We start from the raw sequence: 19,630 nt of genomic DNA, 5'->3' as shown, positions 1-19,630 counted from the left end.
CTTACGATTCGGCATCCAGGCGGCACTCCGCAGGCGCCGCCCTGGCAAAGCCGACCAGGCTGGGCGCCCTGAGGTGCAGGTCCTCGGTCCACTCGCTGTACTCCACCCACACCGGCAGCACCGGCTCTACCCAGCGGAAGCTACGGCCGCGCGGCGCCCGGTGGAAAGGGCAGACCGCGGTCGTAAGGTCCCGCAACACCGCGGCCAGCTCCTCCCACTCGCGGGCGCTGAGCCCGGTGCCCACCCGGCCCAGATAGATGAGGTCGGGCCCCTGCCAGGCCCCCAGCAGGAGCGATTTAAGCCGCTTGCCTTCGGTGCTATAACCGCCCACCAGGCAGAGCATGCGGCGGCGCACCTTCACCTTGAGCCAGTCCCGCGATTTGCCCGGTACGTACAGGCTGGCCCGGCGCTTGGCCACTATTCCTTCCAGCCCTTGGGCCTCAACCGCCCGGAAAAGGGCCGTGCCGGAAGAAAAGTTCTCGACGATCTCTACGGCTTCGGGCGCCGGCCTCAGCACCTCCTGCAACCGCTCCTGGCGTTCGCTGAGCGGCCGGTGCAGCAGGGGCTCGCCCTCCAGGTAAAGAAGATCAAACACCAGGTACACTATGGGGACGCGGCGGGCGAGCTCCCGGGCCCGGGCCGGCGAGCCGGCCTGTTCCCGCCTTAGGACCAGGGGAAAAGACGGCTTCCCCCCCTTGAAGGCCACCACTTCGCCATCCAGCACCAGCCCGCTGTGTTTCAGCCGGCCGGGAAGTGTTTCCAGTTCCGGGTAAAAGCCGTCGCGGCGCCGCCGGCGACGGTTCTCCAGGCGCAGGGTACCGGCCTCGCTAAAGCTTAAGAGCCGGACGCCGTCCCACTTCACCTGGAAAACAAACGCCGGGTCGTCAAAGGGGGCGCGCACCAAGGTGGGTTCCATGGGCACGATGCTCTCCGGCAGCATCAGACCGCCGTCTCGGCCCGGGCCTTTTTGCGCCTGGGCTTTCGCTCTTTCTCTTTCTTGGCTTCGCTCAGGCTGGCCCGCAGGGCCTCCATCAGGTCCACCACCTCGGTGCGCGGGGCCGGCTGGACCTCCTTGATCTCGGCGCCGGCGATCTTGGCCTGGATAAGCTCGGAGAGCGCCGTCCGGTACTCGCTGGTGTACTTTTCCGGCGTAAAGCTGGTGCTCAGCTCCTCCACCAGGCGCACGGCCATGGCCAGCTCTTTGTCGCTCACCTTGACCTGTTCCGCTCCCAGGTTGAGTCCCTGCGGCGAGCGCAGTTCGCTCGCATAGAGCATGGTGGCCAGGGCCAGGGCGCCTTCCCGCACGCGGATGGCAGCCAGCGCTTCCTTGGAGCGCAGGGCCACCTTGGCTATGGCCACGCGCTTGGTTTCTTCCATGGCCTTCAGCAGCAGCTGGTAGGCCTTGGCCCCGCCTTCTGCCGGCTCCAGGTAGTAAGTGCGCTCAAAAAAGGCCGGGTCCACCTCTTCCAGCGCCACAAAATCGAGAATGTCGATGGTTTTGGTGGTGTGGAGCGGCAGCCGGCTGAAGTCCTCCTCGCTGAGGACCACAAAGCGGCCCTTTTCGTACTCGTAACCCCAGACGATCTCGTCGCTCGTCACCTCCCGCCGGCAGGTAGGGCAGCGCTTCTCATATTGGATGGGAGTCAGGCATTCCTTGTGCAGGTAGCGAAACTTGATGTCCTGCTTTTCTGTAGCGGTGTACAGGCGTACGGGAATGTTAACCAGGCCGAAGCTCACCGAGCCGCGCCAAATGGAGCGCATGGCTTTCCCTCCTCGCCCTTAGCATGGTTTGGCTGCAGTCCTTTCATACGATGCTCCTCTGGAAGATACGCTGTTTACCTCTCTCCTGCTAAGGAGCACCACGGAGGATGAAGAAAGGCAGGAGCCTGGTTGAGGCAGGAAAATTCTCCCCCCAGCGCGAATATTGGCGGCAAGGAGGGTTTCTATTGCTCGCGCAGGTGAACGCGGCCGCTTTACACGGCCTGCAAGGGATACCCATCGTGGTAGAGGTTGATGTCGGCAGCGGCCTTCCCCAGTTCGCCATCGTGGGCCTCCCGGACGCTGCGCTGCGCGAGGCGCGCGAACGGGTGCGCTCAGCCATAAAAAATGCCGGCTTTGCTTTCCCCGACGGGCGCATCACGGTGAATCTGGCGCCGGCCGACCTGCCGAAGGAAGGACCGGCGTTTGACCTGGCGCTGGCGGTAGGGCTGCTTGCGGCGGCAGGAACCGTGTCTTTAGGAGAGTGGGCGGGTGCGGTTTTTTTGGGTGAACTCTCACTGGATGGCTCGCTCCGGCCCATCGACGGCATTCTCCCGCTGCTTTCCTCACTTAAAGAAGAGGGCTTTCAGCGTTTTCTCATCCCGCGAGCCAACGCGGCCGAGGCCGCCTGGGTGGCCGGCACGGAGGCCTACCCCCTGGACTCCCTCGGCCAGGTGGTGGAACTTTTGCGCGGCGACCGCGAGGGGGTGCCGGCGCCCCCGGCGCGGTTTAACCCGGCTGCGGCCGCCGCCGGCGCCGACTTTGCCGAGGTGCGCGGTCAGGAGCATGCCAAGCGCGCCCTGGAGGTGGCGGCAGCCGGCGGGCACAACGTTTACCTGGTGGGTCCACCCGGCTCCGGCAAAACGATGCTGGCGCGCCGCCTGCCTGGAATCCTCCCGTCGCTCACCTTTGAAGAAGCCCTCGAACTCAGCCAGATTTACAGCGTGGCCGGCCTGCTCAGCGATACCAACTCGCTCATCACTCAGCGTCCCTTTCGCTCTCCCCACCATACGATCTCTACAGCCGGGCTCGTAGGCGGCGGGCACCTTCCGCGCCCCGGTGAGATCACCCTGGCCCACCTGGGCGTGCTCTTCCTCGACGAATTCCCCGAATTCTCTCGCTCCATCCTGGAGGCCCTGCGCCAGCCGCTCGAAGACGGCGTAGTCACCATCTCCCGCGCCCAGGCCAGCTACACCTACCCCGCCCGTCCCCTGCTTGTGGCGGCGAGCAATCCCTGCCCCTGCGGGTACTACGGCGACGTAACGCGCGCGTGCACCTGCACCCCGTATGCCATCCAGCGCTACCGGGCGCGCGTGTCAGGGCCGATTCTCGACCGGCTCGACCTTCACGTAGAGGTGCCACGGGTACCGTACGCCGACCTGGCAGAACCAAAGGCGCGCGCGGAACCTTCGGCCGCCGTCCGGGAGCGGGTGGAAGCCGCCCGCCAGGTGCAACGCGAGCGCTTTCACGGGACGCCCACCCGCACCAATGCGGAGATGACACCGGCGCAGCTCGCGCGTTTCTGCCGCCTGGATAAAGGCGGCCAGGACCTGCTCCGGAACGCTTATGCCGCGCTCGGGCTTTCAGCCCGCGCCCACAGCCGGATCCTCAAGGTCGCCCGCACCATTGCTGACCTGGCGGGCAGCGAACGCATCGCCGCGGAACACGTGGCGGAGGCCCTACAGTACCGCGCCCTGGACCGGGCGATTGAAGCTTAATGGTCGATCCAGTAACCGCATAACGAAATCTCGATTCGGCTTATTACCATCATCCCCGGGAAGACGGTGGAAAATGGACAAGCACTTCAGAGGAGTAAGCAGGGAGGAGTTACTCCAGGCTCACGAAAGATCTTGACATGCTGGAAAGATCGAGTAGACCCTCTATGTCAATAGGTGGTGGCGCAAAGTTGTTTATGCTAGGCTGCACGAGCTTGGTGGGCTGCCCTAGCGTTCAAGAACTCGGTCGGGTTGTACTGTTCATGCTTAAGCCACATGGCGTGGATAATTCGAACCCAGATATTTGACAAAGCACGGACAGCAACACTGTGACTCTTGCCTTCACGTCTTTTGCGCAGGTAGTAGTCTTTGGCCCACAACTCGGTACGTGTCGACTGCCAAGCGAAGCTGTGGAGAGCAGCGCGAAAAGGCTTCACACAGGCATAGCGTTTGTGGGCTCGGCTGTAGCGCCCACTCTGGAAGGGAACAGGAGAAGTCCCTGCAAGGGCAGCCACGCTCTCATATGAGGCGTAGCGGTTACGATCATCGCCCCATTCTGCCAAGAGTCTTGGCGCCAGGCGCTTCCCGGCCCCAGGAAGGCTCTGGAAGATCTCGTTGTCAGGATGAGCGGTAAAAACCTTGTCAATCGCCTTGTCGTATTCCCGAATAGCGTCAACAAGCGGGGCCAACTGGGCGACGATGGCTAGCATGAGCCTAGACTTAGCCCGCTTAGTCACCGGATCTGCATGAAGCTGGGGCTCATGGGCCTTAACGGCGATGTGCTGCGCGGTTTCATTGGGGCGTGGATGCCGGAACTTCTTCAGAAGGGCAGCGATCTCATCCGTGTGAGCCGCCCTAACTGCCTCCAGTGTAGGGTAGGCCTGCAAAAAAGCTAACGTAACCGGTTGCTGGAGCTTAGTGAAGAACTCTAGGGCTACTGGGTAATAGGCTTTTAGGCAGGCTGTTAGCTGATTAACCAAACGGGTTTGCTGTTGGATTAAGGCCATCTGATCCTGAGTCAAAACCTTGAGTTCTTGGATCATGGGGTTGTCCGGCTTAAGAAGTCGCAGCTCATCGAGTCCCTTCAGGCCATGCCGGGCGAGGATGGCAGCATCAATGGCATCTGTCTTAGCCCGAGATGGCTTGCGGTGCCGATCTACAGTCTTAGGGTTGACTGGATAGACTGGGAAGCCCGCTTCCAGCAAGGTAGTAACCAGAAGACCGTGACGGGTTTCAATGATACAGGCAACATCCTCTGGACGCCCGGTCAAACCCCTAAGCCGAATTATGAGTTCCTTGAGGCCGGCCAGAGAGTGCGTCACGCGAAAGCCGGCTTCTAGAGATCCCGTGGGACCCAAAATGACCACGTCGTGGTGGTCGTCGGCCCAATCGATGCCGGCGAAAAACACACCTATCAACCTCCCGCCTCTCTTTGGGCTTGGCTTCGGGGCACGGCATGGCCTAATACACCGGCGCTCACAGCGCGACCCTCTATAACCCGTGATACCCGAATAATGTTCCGGGGAAGGACGGTCTACTCGAAGCGGTCGAGCCGTCAAGGAGGGGTAGCCTTTCCCCGGAAAACCAAGTCTCAGTTAAAAGTTCTGCTATGCTTTCCGATACCCTGCTAGTTCTCCTAAGTTAGTTTAACGTATTAGGAGGGGGCGGCTAGCCCCCGTCCTCTCACACCACCGTACGTACCGTTCGGTATACGGCGGTTCACCAAGCTTGACGAATGCTTTGGTAACGTGCGGTTAAACTCATGAGGCCCTGGGCTTCCCAGTAGGCGATGCCCAGGGCCCTGTTCATTGGCCCATGGGCCATGCGCCAGGGTCCTTTGCGGGCATTGGCAAGCTGGTGGACAACCCGTTCTGGTAGACCCAGTGCGCGAAGTTCGCGGTAGCGCGTCCGAACCCGTCTCCACTGCTTCCAGAGGCACATGCGAAGGCGGCGTCTCAGCCACTCGTCGAGGCTCTGAAAGACGCTGGGAGTTTCAGCCAAGGCAAAGTATCCGAGCCATCCGCCCAGGTAGGCATTGATGCGCCGGATCCGGTCGGTCATGCTCACGGGTTTGCTGCGGGAGGTAAACTCCCGGATCTTGTTCTTGATCCGTTGGGTGGTCTGCGGAGCCAGGCGGATGAGGATTCTCTCCTTGCTCTTGTACATGCTGAATCCCAGGTACTTTAGCTTCCACGGCCGGTCCACGCTGCTCTTTTCTTCGTTGACCTTGAGTTTTAACCGTTTCTGCAGGAAGTTGCGGATACTCTGCATGACCCGCTCGGCCGCCCGCCGGCTTCGGACGTAGATGTTGCAGTCATCGGCATAGCGGACGAACTTGTGGCCCCGCTTCTCAAGCTCTTTGTCGAGGTCGTCGAGGTAGATGTTGGCCAGTAGCGGGCTTAAGGGACCTCCTTGAGGGGTGCCCTCTTCTGTCAGTACGACCACTCCGCCAAGCATGACCCCGGCCTGCAGGAAGCGGCGGATTAGCTTTAGGACCCTCTTGTCCTTCACCTTCCGGGCCACCCGGGCCATGAGGATGTCGTGGTTCACTCTGTCGAAGAATTTCTCGATGTCCATGTCCACGACCCAGTCGTATCCGGCTTCCACGTACCTGCGCGCCACCCTGACCGCATCGTGGGCTCGTCTGCCGGCTCTGAACCCGTAGCTCGCCTCGGAGAACGTTGGGTCGAAGATGGGCGTAAGTACTTGCAGAAGTGCCTGTTGGATCAGGCGGTCTAAAACGGTGGGAATCCCTAGAAGCCGCGTGCCTCCGCCTGGTTTCGGGATTTCGACTCGGCGGACCGGCTTCGGCTGGTAGGTCCCTTGGAGGAGCTGTTCTCGAACTTCGGGCCAGACTTCTCGCAGGAGGTCGCGTAGTTCATCTACTTGGACCCCGTCGATTCCGCCTGCTCCCTTGTTCTCCTCGACCTGCTTCAGTGCAGCCCGCATGTTCTCCCGGGCCACCACCTTCTCCATCAGGCCGTCACCTTGGTCCTCGCGAGGTGATCTTCCGCTTCGTGCCGACGAAAGGCTCCGCCCTTCTGCGGTCCCCCGCGTATTCACCGCTTCCTCCCGCAGACAGGCCCTGCCCCGGGTTTTCTGCTGTCCTTGCCTTCCGTGCGAACTCATCGGGTTCACCTCTGACTTGATGTTCGGGCCTTTCCTGGCCGGGTGTGCGCTGTTTAGGTTCGGCCTATCCGTTTGCTGCCTCTTTCGTCTGGCAGTGCCTCACTAGCCGGGCCGTGCATCGCTCCTCGTTCCAGGTACTATGCCCTCTGCTGACTCCTGCCGGTTCAACCGGGCCTCTCGACCCGGCTTGCCAGTACCCCTGGCGTACCGACAGCACCCACCTCCGGTGGGCCCCCGCCCCGGGTAAGGACGCTGTCTTTCCCTCCATCTACCCGCCCCATATACTCTTGGCAGCCTTCGAGAGCCGCGACTTCGCGTTGTCATGCACGCTCATCCGGCTGCCACTAGCCTCGCCTGGGGTTCGTGGTCCTCGGGCCGGAGGTTTGCCGCCGGCTTCCTTCAGATTCCACCTCGCGGCGGACACCCTTGCCTTAAGCTACGGCTACTGCTACCCTCGCCGTTCGGGACTTGCACCCTAGAGACAGCGCCCATGCCGGGCGCACATGAATTGACTGGCACCGTAGGGAAAACGGTGCCAGTCCTTTTTTAAAGCAAGTTGGGTAAACCCGCCGCAGCCTTGTGGGGCCGGGACTTCTCTCTCCGTCCGCGACGACTGTAGACGACGGGGTTGATGTTCTATTCCGGGAGAAGGAGCAAGAGGCCCACAACGCCTGCTACAAAGCCATTCTTGCAGATATGGTAGTTTCCTGTCTATAGGTGCACCACCTCCAATCCACCCCATTTTCCCTGTAAATACTCCATCACCAGCCGCCGGTGGCAGCGTTTCGCCGAACTCTCACTGCATAAGAGAACAGTCGGGACACTAAAAAGATCCCTGCTTATTCTTTCCTCGATTTTGCGCTCGGTCATGAGCGCGAAAAATTTCCGTTCGAAATCCTCCCACGTATATTGCTTTTTCCTGTAGGCATCGAACATCTCCGGAGTTGGGGCTAACAGAGGTTCGTGAATATACTCTGCTCCACAGAGTTGTTTAAGAAAGAACGCAAGATCATCACGTTTTGTAAATCCTGCCAATTGGGAGGTATTGTTAAGTCGTACATCTACAAGGCGCTTGATTCCAACGTCCTGAAGCTTCCGGAAAAACTCTTCTGCCGACTTTTGGGAAAAGCCCATTGTGTACACGCGCAACTCAATTACCTCCAAGCCTTTGAATAGTGATAATTCCTGTAACCTACGGAACCCAACCCGTTCCTCTGATCTTGACTGAGCCCCAGTTTCTGCCTGACAATCACCTCGGATGTGTAGACGATGATACCCTGCCCAACAGGGGCGCGCCCAGCGAGCAGCCGCCGGTCTTCCAAAAAACCCAGAACATGACTTAAGGTGCGCTTGGAATGGGATAGTACAAACCACACCGTTTCGGCTTTGCTCGTTGGTGCAGTAACTAGTTATGGCCTTCCTGTGACACGTTTTTGCGGCCCATGTCGAGATGACCCGGTAGTGGCCCTCCAGTCCAGATTGCGGCGGACTCGCCCGGCCCTGTGCAATCTGTTAGTACTAAGACTAATCACTGGCAGCGTAAGAACAACAACAGCAGAAGTTCTGTTTCTGATTCTTCCCTTCTCCTTCCCTGCTACCAGGATTCGCGAACCTTCCAGTATATCCTCCTTCCCAGATTATAAAACAGCCACCCCGTCACCTATGGACGGGGTAAGCACGCTTTACCAAGAGATTACGTTTATCGCCAAAGAAGCTTCGTCACTACGTTCAGGCCGTAGCCAGCCGAGACGCGATTCTTCGCGCCATCTTTTTGACGTTCAGGCAGATAAAAGTGAGAAAGACCTGGATAGCCACGTGGAAACGACCCCGAGGGCTGGTTCCCTTCCCTAAAGCCATAATAAAAGAGACAGTTCAGATCACCGCCACCGGGGGTGTGGAGACGTCGGCAACGCGAGGTGGAGCCGAAGCGTTGTCTAAGTACCTGTGGACCCATGGTGATAACCCGGCGGAGCTGTTATCCTCGCCGGCTCCTTAAGCACCGCTCCCTATCCATAGCCAGGGCAGCCCCTTTTCGCAGAGAAGGCATCCACTCTGCCTACAAAAAACGGGGCCACCCCCTAAGCGCAGCCTTAGCAGGGGTAGACCCCTTTTCCGTGATCAAAGTGGGTCTCTTTTGCGTTGTCACAAACAATATACAACGCAACTGTTCCTATCTTCGAAATCCTCGCCCCAAACCGCACAAGACCCTACCAACGTTCTCGCACAGGTAGGATATTGTCTTACCTACGGCCCATCCGTTCGCGGCATCGTATAAGGCTTCTTATACGTATTACTTCCTTGAGAGCCTTTTTCTCCAGAAGCCTCTTACTAAGGCTTTTGTCACTGTTACTGAAATCACTAATTATCTGTTCTATCGCTCACTCCTTTAAAGTTTCGCGCGCCGCTATCAGCGTGTTCTTAAGCAGCATGGCGATGGTCAGGGGGCCTACGCCGCCCGGAACGGGCGTAATGTAACGCGCCACCTCGCGCACCGCCTCGAAATCCACGTCGCCCACCAGCCCTTCCGGCAGCCGGTTGATGCCCACGTCCACCACCACCGCCCCGGGTTTTACCATGTCGCGGGTGATAAGGCGCGGCCTACCCACCGCCGCCACCAGGATATCGGCCGTGCGGGTGAAGGCGGCCAGGTCCCTGGTCTTGCTGTGGCAGACGGTGACGGTGGCATCCGCGGCCAGGAGAAGCTGCACCAGGGGTTTGCCCACGATGTTGCTCCGCCCCACCACCACGGCGTGCCGCCCCGCAACCGGGATGTTATAGGCTGCGAGCAGGTGCATAACCCCCTGGGGCGTGCAGGGTACAAAGGCCGGCAAACCCGCCGCCAGCCGGCCGGCGTTCACGGGGTGGAAGCCGTCCACGTCCTTGGCCGGGTCGATGGCCTGGATCACCCGGTTCGCGTCCAGTTGGCGCGGCAGGGGCAGCTGGACCAGGATCCCGTGCACGGCCGGGTCGGCGTTGAGGCGCCCGATGAGCTGCAGCAGGTGTTCCTCGCCGGTAGCCGCCGGCAACCGGTGGGGAAAGGAGGCAATGCCCACCGCCCGGCAGGCCTTCTCTTTGTTCCCTACGTACACCTGGGAGGCCGGGTCGTCCCCCACCAGGATCACCGCCAGGCCGGGGGTCAGGCCCCGGCCTTTCAGCTGTGTCACCTCTTCTTTGAGCGCAGCCTTAACCTGCGCCGCCACCTTCCTGCCGTCGAGAATCTCCGCCCTCATTTCCCGCCCTCCTGCCTTAAAGATCTCTTGGCCGGCCTAAAAGAGGCCGGTGATGCGCCCTGTGTCGTCTATGTCCATGTCGAGCGCCGCCGGGTGCTTAGGAAGACCGGGCATGGTCATGATCTGGCCCGTAACCGGGATGATAAACCCGGCGCCGGCGGAAAGACGCACCTCGCGCACGGTAAGGGGAAAGCCTTCCGGACGCCCTAGGAGGGCCGGGTCGTCCGAGAGGGAGTACTGGGTTTTCGCCATGCAGATGAGGAGGTTATCCAGGCCCTGGTCGTGGATGGCCTTGAGATCGCGCTCCGCCTCGGGGGTGTACTCCACCCGCGCGGCGCCGTAAACCTTCCGGGCGATGGCGGCGATCTTCGCCTTGGGCTCTTCCGTGGGGTCGTAGAGAAAGTGGAAGTCGGCCGGCCCTTCACAGGCGGTAAGAACCTTCTCGGCCAGTTCGATCCCCCCGGCACCGCCTTTGGCCCAGACCTCCGAGAGGGCAAAGGGCACATTGAGGCGCCTGCAGAGCTCCGCCAGCAGGGAAAGCTCTCTGTCGCTGTCGGTGGGAAAGCGGTTGATGGCCACCACCGGCGGCACGCCGAAGAGGCGCACGTTCTCCACCTGCTTTTCCAGGTTGGCGAAGCCCGCCTCGAGGGCGTCCAGGTTCTCCCGCCCCAGCTCGGCCTTGGGTACCCCGCCGTGGAGCTTGAGGGCGCGCACTGTGGCCACCACCACGGCGGCGCTGGGCTTAAGGCCGGCTACGCGGCACTTGATGTCGAAGAACTTCTCCGCCCCCAAGTCGGCGCCGAAGCCGGCCTCTGTGACGAAGTAGTCGGCCAGCTTGAGCCCCAGCCGCGTGGCCTGGATGGAGTTGCAGCCGTGGGCGATGTTGGCGAAGGGACCGCCGTGGATGAAGGCCGGGACGTGCTCTAAGGTCTGGACCAGGTTGGGCTTTAAGGCGTCCTTAAGAAGAAGCGCCATCGCCCCCTGGGCCTTGAGGTCGCCGGCCGTCACGGGGCGGCCGCCATCGGTGTAGCCCACCACGATCCGCGCCAGGCGCTCCTTGAGCTCGCTGAGGCTGCCGGCCAGGCAGAGGATGGCCATCACTTCGGAGGCCACGGAGATGTCGAAGCCGTCTTCGCGCGGGACGCCCTGGGCCCTACCCCCCAGGCCGATGACGATGTGCCTGAGCGCCCGGTCGTTCATGTCGAGGACCCGCTTCCAGGTGATGCGCCGCGGGTCCAGCCCGAGGGCGTTTCCCTGCTGGAGGTGGTTGTCGATGAGGGCGGAAAGAAGGTTGTGGGCCGTGGTCACGGCGTGGATGTCGCCGGTGAAGTGCAGGTTGATGTCCTCCATGGGCACCACCTGGGAGTACCCGCCGCCGGCGGCGCCGCCCTTCACGCCGAAGCTGGGCCCTAAAGAGGGTTCGCGCAGGGCGATGGCCACTTTCTTCCCCCGCCGGGCCAGGGCCTGTCCCAGGCCCACGGTGGTTGTCGTCTTGCCTTCACCGGCCGGTGTGGGGTTGATGGCCGTCACCAGGATCAGCTTCCCGTCCGGCCGCTCCTTTACCCGCTCCCACACCGCCGGGCTCACCTTGGCCTTGTAGCGGCCGTAGAGTTCCAGTTCCTCAGGCGCCAGGCCGAGGGCGGCGGCCACCTCCGTGATGGGCTGCATCGGGGCCGCCTGGGCGATTTCGATGTCGGAAAGCATGTTTACACCCTTTCTTACCCTATACAGGCGCTTTGTACGGACAACACGGAGTAACTAGAGCTGAGCAGCTGATAAGTGCTGGCTAATCCAGCGGCAGCCACCTCCCCCTGTCGTTTCCGGCCGGACTAGAGACGCGTGGGAGTCTCTTACCATTTCTCTGGCGGTAGAATGCTCCTTAGATTGTCCATCGAGCCTCCTCCGGAAATGGCCTGCATCAACATCTCTTCCGTCTTGGCAGCCTCTAATACCATAGCCACTACCTCATCTAAACGTTCTGCAGGGATAAAGCATACGCCGTTGTCATCAGCTACCACTAGGTCGCCTGGCTTCACCGACACGTCGGCACACTGTACCGGTCCGTTGATTTCCAATGTCGCAACCCGCAGTTTACCTGTAATGGGAGTTATACCCCGGCTCCAGACGCCGAAACCAACTGAGCGCATCAGTCCAACATCCCGGACCCCACCATCAACAATACAGCCAGCAACCCCAGCTTTCAGGGCATAGTGCGTGGAAAGGCCTCCCATCGTAGAAATGTCTTCTCGGCCGCTGTTATCAAAGACCACCACATCGCCCGGTTCGGCAATTGCATACGCATCTTTGTCACCGAGCTGGGCCTTAGCGGAATTGAGCATCGCCTGCCGCGGTACCAGTGGCTCTGCAACATAGCGGATGGTTAAAGCCGGGCCAACCACAACTTTGCCGGCGCAAATTGGATGCAGGATTGTTGCCGGAACAGTACCTGCGATACCTAATTGGTCGAGTATGTCAGAAACCGTTGGAGTCGGATCCTCTATGCCTTTAAGGACACTCAAGACCTCGGGTCTCGGGCGCGGAAAACTCAAGCGAGCGAACCTCTCTTTGGGAACTACTCCAGCAAGCCGGTGTTCGTACTTCTCCCACTCTGCTGCCCCGATCAATCTGATCGCCTCCTTTTCCTTACCGCACGGGGTGCAAGGTTTATTCCAGAGCCACGTTAAGGTGCGGGGCCAGCCCAAGACTATTGGCCAAAGCCACGACCTCGTTCACAATAGCCTCTTCAATGCGAATGCCATTCTTGAGATAGTCCGTCTTCGTCCAGTACTCTTTCTCACCTGGAAGGTAAATTGTCTGGGCGCTCTTACCTAGCTTGGAAGCTTTGAGGGTATCGATGTACTGGTCCACCCTAGCCTTGAACAGGTCTACGCCCATGAACTTACTCACATCAATCGCCACAAATGTGTGCCCTAGGTTCTGCGGGTTGGCCTTTTGATTCGGTTGCTGCAGATGTTTACCCACGAATGGGCCAAATGCGGCTCCTGATAAAACACCGCAGAGCACGTCGATCATAAAAGACATACCGTAACCTTTGTAGCCCCCAATGGGCAGAAGAAGTCCAGTAACCGCCTTTTGAGCATCAGTTGTCTCTTCACCTTCTGGATCGGTCGCCCAGCCCAGCGGTATGGGAATGCCTTTCTCTGCCGCCTGTTTGATTTTGCTTAGGCTAGAGGCGCTTAGCGCTACATCTAGGACTGGGGCCGGTCTTTGGCCAGCAGGAACGGCAATGGCAAAGGGGTTATTGCCCAACAGGGGAGAGACACCTCCGGTTGGCGCTATTGTAGGAGAAGCATTAGTCATTGCCATCCCGATCTGGTTCTCGCTGAGGGCGAGCATAGCATAAAAGGCTGTCATGCCAAAATGATTGCTGTTCCTTACCAAAACCATGGCTATTCCGCCCTGCTTCGCCTTGGCCATTGCGAGTTTCATGGCGCGATAGCCGCTGACATGACCAAAACCTCCACCACCATCTAAGACAGCGATGTTCGCAGTCTCCGCCACGGTTGTTACCGGCGTTACAGGCTTCAAGGACCCGACTTGAATCCTTGCGACATATTTCGGTAAATGGAACATCCCGTGCGTTTGAACGCCTCTTAGGTCTGCCTCAATCAGGCAGCTGCTTATTATGTGGGCATCCTCTTCCGGGACACCAACGCTCTGGAGAATTTCCTCCGCTAGGTGCTGCAGGTCTTTGCTCTGGACGCGAACAAGCGCCAAGTTCTCCACCTCACTAGTTTTGTGTTTCGATCAGGTTGTAGAGCTTCTCTTCTTCACCGGGTATCATGTGGTAGCAGTGCTCTTCACCAGGATACTGGCCAGTAACGACATCATCGACGAAGTTCTTGAAAGCATCTACTATGACTTCCTTTACATTTGCATACCGTTTGGCAAAGCGGGGGACGCGGTCGAAAAAGCCGAGCAGGTCGTAGGCATTGATCATGGGGCTGTCGGTGTACGGGCCAATCCCGGTCCCGAAAATGGGGATCCGAGTCCGCTCGTAGATGATTTTCCCGACTTCGCTCGGAACGCTTTCAATGACTACCGCCACGGCGCCGGCGTCCTCTAGGGCTTTGACCTCGTGGATCAGCTTCAGCGCCGCCTGGGCATCACGCCCCTGGGTTTTGTAGCCCCCGATGGATTTAATGCTCTGGGGAGTAAGACCCGTGTGGGCAATGACCGGAATGCCTGCATCGGTCAGTGCCTTTATTACGGGAACAACCTCAGTGCCTCCTTCAACTTTGACTGCATCCATGTCCGCTTCCCTCAAGTACCTGCCAGCGTTCCTGATGGCCTCTGGAATTGACGCCTGGTAAGACAGGAAAGGCATATCGCCCATGATAAAGGCGGTGGGGGCACCTTTACGCACGGCCTTGGCATGCTCCACCATAACGTCCAGATTCGCTGGCAAGGTGCTGTTGTAGCCAAACGTCACCATAGCGATGGAATCACCAACATTGATGATGTCGATCCCGGCCAGTTCGGCTAGCACAGCCATCGGGTAGTCATAGAGAGCCGTCCGCGGCATTTTTTCCCCTTTCTCTTTCTTTTCAAAGAGGTACTGGATGGTTCGCTTTTGCCTCGGCATCCTCGAGTCTCCTTTCTCTTATTGGTTCGGCATCCGGCGCGTCCATTGACTGGCACCAGGGCCTTATGCGATACCTCTCCTTCGGCCGAAGTCTGGTAAACCCACGGCGGAGTTACGCGTGGGCAGGTTTGGAGCCAGCCATTCTCTTGGACAGCACCGGCCATAATATCGACAAAAGAGTTACCAGCACAATAACGAGTGAGATGGGGCGACGCAGCAGCATCACGAGCAGATTGCCACTTGAAATGACCATTGCTTGTCTTAGGCCGTTCTCAGCCATGGGACCAAGAATCAGCCCGAGAATTGTGGCCGCTACCGGGAAGTCATAGCGCCTCATGAGGTAGCCAAACAGGCCGAAGATCATCATAAGGTAAACATCGGCAAAGTTGTTGTTGATGGCAAAGGAACCTACCACGCCAAACAAGATGATGGTCGACGCCAAGATCTGGTACGGAATTCGAGCCAGGCGCTGGACATAGGGTGCAATGAGTAGCCCGATTACTCCCATGAGTATATTGGCCAGGAACAGCCCCACAATGATCGCGTAGGTTGTCGTCGCCTGAACCGAGAAGAGGTCTCTTCCTGGAACCAGACCGTGGATGAGCAGGCCGCCGAGCATCACAGCTGTGACGTTGCTCCCTGGGATACCCAGTGTTAGTAGTGGAATCATAGCAGATGCACAAACCGCGTTGTTAGCTGATTCAGAAGCAGCTATCCCTTCAACTATCCCTGTTCCAAACTTTTCCGGATGCTTGGATATCCGGCGCGCCTCGTTGTAGCTGACCCAGGTCGCAACGTCACCGCCCGCACCCGGGAGTATCCCTATAAAGGTGCCTATTAATGAGCAGTAGCCGATGATCGGGGCGATGCATTTCATTTCCTGCCATGTCGGCAGGGTAATTTTGATAGCCTTGGCGGTTGGGTTCACCTGAACCACGTTCCCGGTCTCAGCCAAAATCATGGCTTGGGATACCGAAAACATCCCAATCAGCGCCGGAACCAACGGAATCCCAGACTCTAGGTTGATAAGGCCAAAAGTAAAGCGTGGAAATGCCGCCATTGGGTCAAGGCCAATCGTACTTAAAGCCAAACCTAGCAATCCAGCAATTAGTCCCTTTACGAGGTTATTAGAAGCTAACCCGCCAATAATGCTTAACCCAAAGACAGCCAACAGGAAGTACTCGAGTGGGCCAAACTTGAGTGAGATAAGTGATAGAGGTGGAGCAATTAACAGCAATGCGCAGACCCCAACCAAGCCACCTAGCGCAGAGCTAATGGTAGAAATTGTTAGGGCTTTACCGGCTTCGCCTTTCCTGGTCATTTCGTAACCATCGAGACAGGTTGCCGCTGAGCTAGGTGTACCAGGGGTATGAAATAAGATCGCAGAAAAGCTCCCGCCGTAAGTCGCTGCTGTGTAAATGGTTCCCAAGAGGATCAAAGCCGCCGCGCCGCTCATCCCAAAGGTGACCGGAATCAAGAGCGCCACAGCCATTGTAGCCGTCAAACCTGGGATTGCCCCAACTAGCATGCCAGCAAAAATACCCAGCATGGTACTGGCCAGGACTTCGACTTGGAATGTCTGCGCGAGGATATCAGCCATCAACTAACCCTCACCTTCTGAACAAAATGCCTGCGGGAATAGGCACTTGAAGCTGTACGCTGAACAGCAAATACGTGAACAGGTTAAATACGATAATGGCCAACAGCACAGACTTCGGCTGGATGCCGCGAAAATACCATGCTAAGACTGCAATAAGCAAGCCTGAGGCGATATAAAGCCCTACAACGTTGATCAATAAAACACAGAGGACTGAGACGGCGAATGTAAACATAGCCTTGGTCGTAATAACCTGGTTCGTTTGCGCTTGTTTGTTTTCGTCCTTTCGCAGGGTACCGAAGAACAAGAGGACTGATAAAACTAGCAGCACGGCCAGCACCGCGGCAGGGAAGTACCCAACTCTCTCCGGGAAGTTCTTGGTTTGAAGCAGCCCCAAAAGACTCAGCACCAGAAGTAGAAGAGCTATTATTCTGTCATGAGACTTGGGCATAGTGGTTGCACCCCCTTGGCTTCTCGAGAGTGGGGGGCCCAATGTTGGCGCCCCCCGTTCCTCCGTTCTTACCACTGCATCAGCTTCTTGACCTCTTCTTCTTGTGTAAACATAAATTGGGTGTATTCGTCTGGACCCATGAACTGGACCGTCAGTCCCATTTCCTTCATCTTGGCAATATGTTCTGGATTCTTGATGGCTTTCTCTAGTGCCGCGACGAGCTTTTTCTTCACGTTTTCGGGTAGGCCTTTCGGGGCAGCGAACCCGCGAGCAGAAACCGAAACGAAGTTGTAGCCCTGCTCTTTCAATGTTGGCACATCAGGCACAAGCTCTGCGCGCTGTTCTGTTGCCACCCCAAGCATTTTGATCTCTCCATTTTTAAAGGGAACCCTTACTCCGCCAACATTTTCAATCAAGACATCAATATGTCCACCCAATACCTGGGCCACACTCTCGTTCCCGCCCTTACAGTGGACGATGTTGAATTTTGCACCACTCGAGTTCTCAAGTGCCAGCGCCATGAGGTGATCGTCAGTTGCGGGACCAGTGGTGGTAACTGACAGTTTGCCGGGATTTGCCTTAGCATACTCTACTATCTCTTTTACGTTCTGGAACTTGCTGTCAGTCTTAACTGATATCGCGCTAGGGTCTGATACGTGGTTGGCCAAGAAGTCGAAGTCCCTAACGCTATTGCTTCGCTTAAGTTCAGGGTTTAGGTACCCGGTATGGAAGTTGGGAACATTGACGACCGCCAAGGTGTAACCGTCGGGAGCAGCCTTGGCCAGCTCACTCCACGCAACCCAACCGCTTCCACCAGGCTTGTTGACCACTGTGATGGGTTGTCCCAATTCTTTCTCTAAATAGGGGACCAGGAGCCTCAAGCCCACATCGGTTACGCTACCGGCAGCGTAACCGGTCATGATAGTAATGGGTTTAGTCGGAAACTCGGGCGCTGAAGGAGCCTGGTGTTTTGAACTGGTCGAACATCCCGTTGATAGCAGCGCAACGGCTGTACACACACAGAGAATCCACACGACGGACCTCTTTGCAGACTTGGCACCTACCATGACCTACACCCCTTTCGCAAATAATGATCGGTCTCATTAAGTTTGTCCATTGACCACCTCCTTAGGGGATTCCTGTTCCCGTCTTTGCCGAAAGATTCTTATGGCGGCACAAGCAGCATTATTGATGTGCTCTGACATTAAGGCCTGCGCAGTATCGCAACTTCCTGCAGACAGAGCGTCTAGGATCTTCTCGTGCTCGTACAGATTTTCCTCACTACGGTCCGGGTCCAGTAACGTCGTCCCGCGTAGCAGATGAATCTGCGCCTGCAGCGTCTCCAGGACTCCTAACAGCACCTCATTGCTACTTTGTCTCCAGATGGCTTGGTGAAAAGCATATGTCTTGTCAATCATACCTTCATAATCTCCAATCTGTTTGCGCTGCACGGCCTGGCGAGTCAGTTCCCTCAATTCGACCAGAAACTCAGGAGTCCGGTGCTGCGTTGCAAGCCTGGCCGCCAGCCCCTCGAGGATAGACTGGACTTGGTACAGCTGTTCTGCGTATTCCTTGGAAATCTGGTTGACAAAAACCCCTTTGTAGGGACGGCTAACCACCAGCTTCTCTGTTTCCAGCCGCCGAAGGGCTTCTCTAAGAGGAGTTCTACTGACCTGTAGCCATTCGATGAGATCCGTCTCGATCAGCTGTTCTCCAGGTTTAAAATGCCCGGTCACAATCGCTTTCCGGAGTGTGTCATAGGCAGCTTCCATCATCGTCTTGTTCTTGATGACTTCCATTACATTACCCTCCAAGAAGTGTATACTTTGGTATTGTATACATTAATTTCGTATACCATAATGTTAGCAACAATTGTCTACGCTGTCAATCTGTAAAGCCGCAACAACGTAAATAAAAAACAAACTTATAATGCTTACAAGCGCAAATGTAAGGACTGGCGAGAACTGGCTGCTGAATACTTTTCCTCTCCTAATCCAGGTCCCTCGAACCCAAGTTCTACAGCGCGTAGATAAAAAGAGGGCACAAAGCCTTATCCGGCGCCGGTTTGCGGCGTCGGTGAAAAAGTGGCGTGTTACTATACCGGCTTCCTGGCCGGCTCAATAGCGAAGATGAGAGGCGGTTCCTCCACCCCCAATGCGTTGAAGATGGCCTTCTGGCTGAGTGTAAGTTCTGTTCGTTGCAGGGTCCGACCGTCAGGGCTGCGGAAGTCACCCAGGTGCATTTGCGCCATCGCGGCGCGGATGTGGCGCCAGGTTTGGCCTGTCTTCAGCTCCGCTGCCCGAATCATCAAGAGGGCCAGCCAGCAAAGGAGCACATGGGCACGACTTCGGTCGCTCAAACGATGGTAGACAGGTCTCAGCTCCAGCGTCTGTTTGAGACTGCGAAACGCGTCCTCCACCTCAAGAAGCTGCTTGTACCCCAGGGCCACATCTTCAGCCGAGAGCGTATCATCGGACGTACGAAGCAGGTATTTCCCGTCAAGCTTGGCTTCCTGCTTAATCTTGGCCTCGTTCAGCACGGGTTGCCCTTTGGCGTCCGTCTTGACGTAGCGGCCATAGACCGGATGGGCGATGAGCTCAGCAGGCCTTGGTATGAGGCTTCCCCTTGAGATCGCCGATGGCTTGAGCTGCTCTTTAACTTCGGCGATGATCCGTTTCCGCTCTACCTTCTGCTTTTCGACTTCCTTGGGGTTCCGAACCAGGACGTACCGGATGCGCCTTTCGCCTTCGCCTACGACGATTTCTTTGACCTCAAGGTTATCGCGCACCACCTTGTAACGTCCCGCCCGGTTGATGGCCGCCTCGGCCGTCTCCTTCCCGCTCCTTAACTTTTCTCCGGCTATGTACTGCCCGCCGGCGTTTTGAAGGGTGACCAAGTTCTCCTCCGAGACAAACCACGGAACCCAGGGCACGAAGTGCTGGGTAGCCTTATCGATCCTCGCCTATAACTTTAGAAGGGTAGCACGTTAAGCTTCCAGGCGGGGAACTGATCATTAGCCAGGATTAAGAAAAAGTGGATGAAGAACCGTGGTTGCAGAAGCCCAGCATGGTAAGAGAAGATGCTACTGTAAGGACTTTTTCATGGGACTCTAGGTAGCCCCTCCCCGGTTTGTCCCCTGAGAAG

16 protein-coding genes are annotated in these 19,630 nt (G+C 57.8%); 1 reads left to right on the top strand and 15 read right to left on the bottom strand.

Annotation, left to right across the window (positions count from 1 at the left end; all coding sequences use genetic code 11):
• Nucleotide 1: 1 nt before the first annotated feature.
• On the bottom strand, nucleotides 2-940 hold the full coding sequence (gene ligD, locus K5554_RS08470) for a non-homologous end-joining DNA ligase (RefSeq protein ID WP_221038077.1): 939 nt from the start codon (nucleotides 938-940) through the stop codon (nucleotides 2-4).
• Entirely contained in the window at nucleotides 940-1,761 is an 822-nt protein-coding gene (locus K5554_RS08465; RefSeq protein WP_221038076.1) for a Ku protein, read from the bottom strand. Before K5554_RS08465 ends, ligD begins: the two co-directional genes overlap by 1 nt.
• 185 nt (nucleotides 1,762-1,946) lie before the next feature.
• Here K5554_RS08465 and K5554_RS08460 point away from each other — a divergent pair, with 185 nt between their 5' ends.
• The gene (locus tag K5554_RS08460; RefSeq protein ID WP_221038075.1) at nucleotides 1,947-3,476 is read left to right on the top strand and encodes a YifB family Mg chelatase-like AAA ATPase; all 1,530 of its coding nucleotides are present in this window, start codon (nucleotides 1,947-1,949) and stop codon (nucleotides 3,474-3,476) included.
• Nucleotides 3,477-3,673: 197 nt separating this feature from the next.
• Here K5554_RS08460 and K5554_RS08455 read toward each other — a convergent pair whose 3' ends face one another.
• The 13 genes from K5554_RS08455 to K5554_RS08395 form a co-directional block, all read right to left on the bottom strand.
• A complete protein-coding gene (locus tag K5554_RS08455; RefSeq protein ID WP_255565581.1) occupies nucleotides 3,674-4,882 on the bottom strand; it encodes an IS110 family transposase in 1,209 nt (402 codons plus the stop codon).
• A gap of 310 nt (nucleotides 4,883-5,192) precedes the next feature.
• Nucleotides 5,193-6,449 (bottom strand): group II intron reverse transcriptase/maturase, encoded by a 1,257-nt coding sequence (gene ltrA / locus K5554_RS08450; RefSeq protein ID WP_255565332.1) that lies wholly within the window; start codon nucleotides 6,447-6,449, stop codon nucleotides 5,193-5,195.
• Nucleotides 6,450-7,313: 864 nt separating this feature from the next.
• A complete protein-coding gene (locus K5554_RS08445; RefSeq protein WP_221038072.1) occupies nucleotides 7,314-7,751 on the bottom strand; it encodes a DUF488 family protein in 438 nt (145 codons plus the stop codon).
• 1,229 nt (nucleotides 7,752-8,980) lie between these two features.
• Complete coding sequence (gene folD / locus K5554_RS08440; RefSeq protein WP_221038071.1) at nucleotides 8,981-9,832, bottom strand: bifunctional methylenetetrahydrofolate dehydrogenase/methenyltetrahydrofolate cyclohydrolase FolD; 852 nt, start codon at nucleotides 9,830-9,832, stop codon at nucleotides 8,981-8,983.
• A gap of 36 nt (nucleotides 9,833-9,868) precedes the next feature.
• Nucleotides 9,869-11,536, bottom strand: coding sequence for a formate--tetrahydrofolate ligase (locus K5554_RS08435; RefSeq protein ID WP_221038070.1), 1,668 nt, complete (start codon nucleotides 11,534-11,536; stop codon nucleotides 9,869-9,871).
• Nucleotides 11,537-11,682: 146 nt separating this feature from the next.
• Complete coding sequence (locus K5554_RS08430) at nucleotides 11,683-12,456, bottom strand: RraA family protein (protein ID WP_221038069.1); 774 nt, start codon at nucleotides 12,454-12,456, stop codon at nucleotides 11,683-11,685.
• Nucleotides 12,457-12,496: 40 nt separating this feature from the next.
• The gene (locus K5554_RS08425) at nucleotides 12,497-13,570 is read right to left on the bottom strand and encodes an Ldh family oxidoreductase (RefSeq protein ID WP_221038068.1); all 1,074 of its coding nucleotides are present in this window, start codon (nucleotides 13,568-13,570) and stop codon (nucleotides 12,497-12,499) included.
• A gap of 13 nt (nucleotides 13,571-13,583) precedes the next feature.
• Nucleotides 13,584-14,438, bottom strand: a complete 855-nt coding sequence (gene panB / locus K5554_RS08420) for a 3-methyl-2-oxobutanoate hydroxymethyltransferase (RefSeq protein WP_221038067.1) — start codon at nucleotides 14,436-14,438, stop codon at nucleotides 13,584-13,586.
• A gap of 112 nt (nucleotides 14,439-14,550) precedes the next feature.
• Entirely contained in the window at nucleotides 14,551-16,038 is a 1,488-nt protein-coding gene (locus tag K5554_RS08415) for a tripartite tricarboxylate transporter permease (protein ID WP_221038066.1), read from the bottom strand.
• A gap of 10 nt (nucleotides 16,039-16,048) precedes the next feature.
• A complete protein-coding gene (locus K5554_RS08410) occupies nucleotides 16,049-16,486 on the bottom strand; it encodes a tripartite tricarboxylate transporter TctB family protein (protein WP_221038065.1) in 438 nt (145 codons plus the stop codon).
• 68 nt (nucleotides 16,487-16,554) lie between these two features.
• Entirely contained in the window at nucleotides 16,555-17,553 is a 999-nt protein-coding gene (locus K5554_RS08405) for a tripartite tricarboxylate transporter substrate binding protein (RefSeq protein WP_221038064.1), read from the bottom strand.
• A gap of 36 nt (nucleotides 17,554-17,589) precedes the next feature.
• On the bottom strand, nucleotides 17,590-18,285 hold the full coding sequence (locus K5554_RS08400; RefSeq protein WP_221038063.1) for a GntR family transcriptional regulator: 696 nt from the start codon (nucleotides 18,283-18,285) through the stop codon (nucleotides 17,590-17,592).
• A 296-nt stretch (nucleotides 18,286-18,581) separates the two neighbouring features.
• Nucleotides 18,582-19,382, bottom strand: a complete 801-nt coding sequence (locus K5554_RS08395) for a transposase (RefSeq protein ID WP_221038062.1) — start codon at nucleotides 19,380-19,382, stop codon at nucleotides 18,582-18,584.
• Nucleotides 19,383-19,630: the final 248 nt, after the last annotated feature.

The organism is Gelria sp. Kuro-4, assembly GCF_019668485.1.
Taxonomy (GTDB): Bacteria; Bacillota; DTU030; order DUMP01; family DUMP01; genus DUMP01.
The sequence above is the reverse complement of the archived record's forward strand: the minus strand, read 5'-3'. Positions and strand labels throughout refer to the sequence as shown.

Excerpts from the sequence above, each read along its gene's own strand:
- K5554_RS08415 (WP_221038066.1), bottom strand. The coding sequence starts at position 16,038 with ATGGCTGATATCCTCGCGCAGACATTCCAAGTCGAAGTCCTGGCCAGT.
- K5554_RS08400 (WP_221038063.1), bottom strand. The coding sequence starts at position 18,285 with ATGGAAGTCATCAAGAACAAGACGATGATGGAAGCTGCCTATGACACA.
- K5554_RS08435 (WP_221038070.1), bottom strand. The coding sequence starts at position 11,536 with ATGCTTTCCGACATCGAAATCGCCCAGGCGGCCCCGATGCAGCCCATC.
- ligD (WP_221038077.1), bottom strand. The coding sequence starts at position 940 with ATGCTGCCGGAGAGCATCGTGCCCATGGAACCCACCTTGGTGCGCGCC.
- panB (WP_221038067.1), bottom strand. The coding sequence starts at position 14,438 with ATGCCGAGGCAAAAGCGAACCATCCAGTACCTCTTTGAAAAGAAAGAG.
- K5554_RS08405 (WP_221038064.1), bottom strand. The coding sequence starts at position 17,553 with ATGGTAGGTGCCAAGTCTGCAAAGAGGTCCGTCGTGTGGATTCTCTGT.
- ltrA (WP_255565332.1), bottom strand. The coding sequence starts at position 6,449 with ATGGAGAAGGTGGTGGCCCGGGAGAACATGCGGGCTGCACTGAAGCAG.
- folD (WP_221038071.1), bottom strand. The coding sequence starts at position 9,832 with ATGAGGGCGGAGATTCTCGACGGCAGGAAGGTGGCGGCGCAGGTTAAG.
- K5554_RS08465 (WP_221038076.1), bottom strand. The coding sequence starts at position 1,761 with ATGCGCTCCATTTGGCGCGGCTCGGTGAGCTTCGGCCTGGTTAACATT.
- K5554_RS08410 (WP_221038065.1), bottom strand. The coding sequence starts at position 16,486 with ATGCCCAAGTCTCATGACAGAATAATAGCTCTTCTACTTCTGGTGCTG.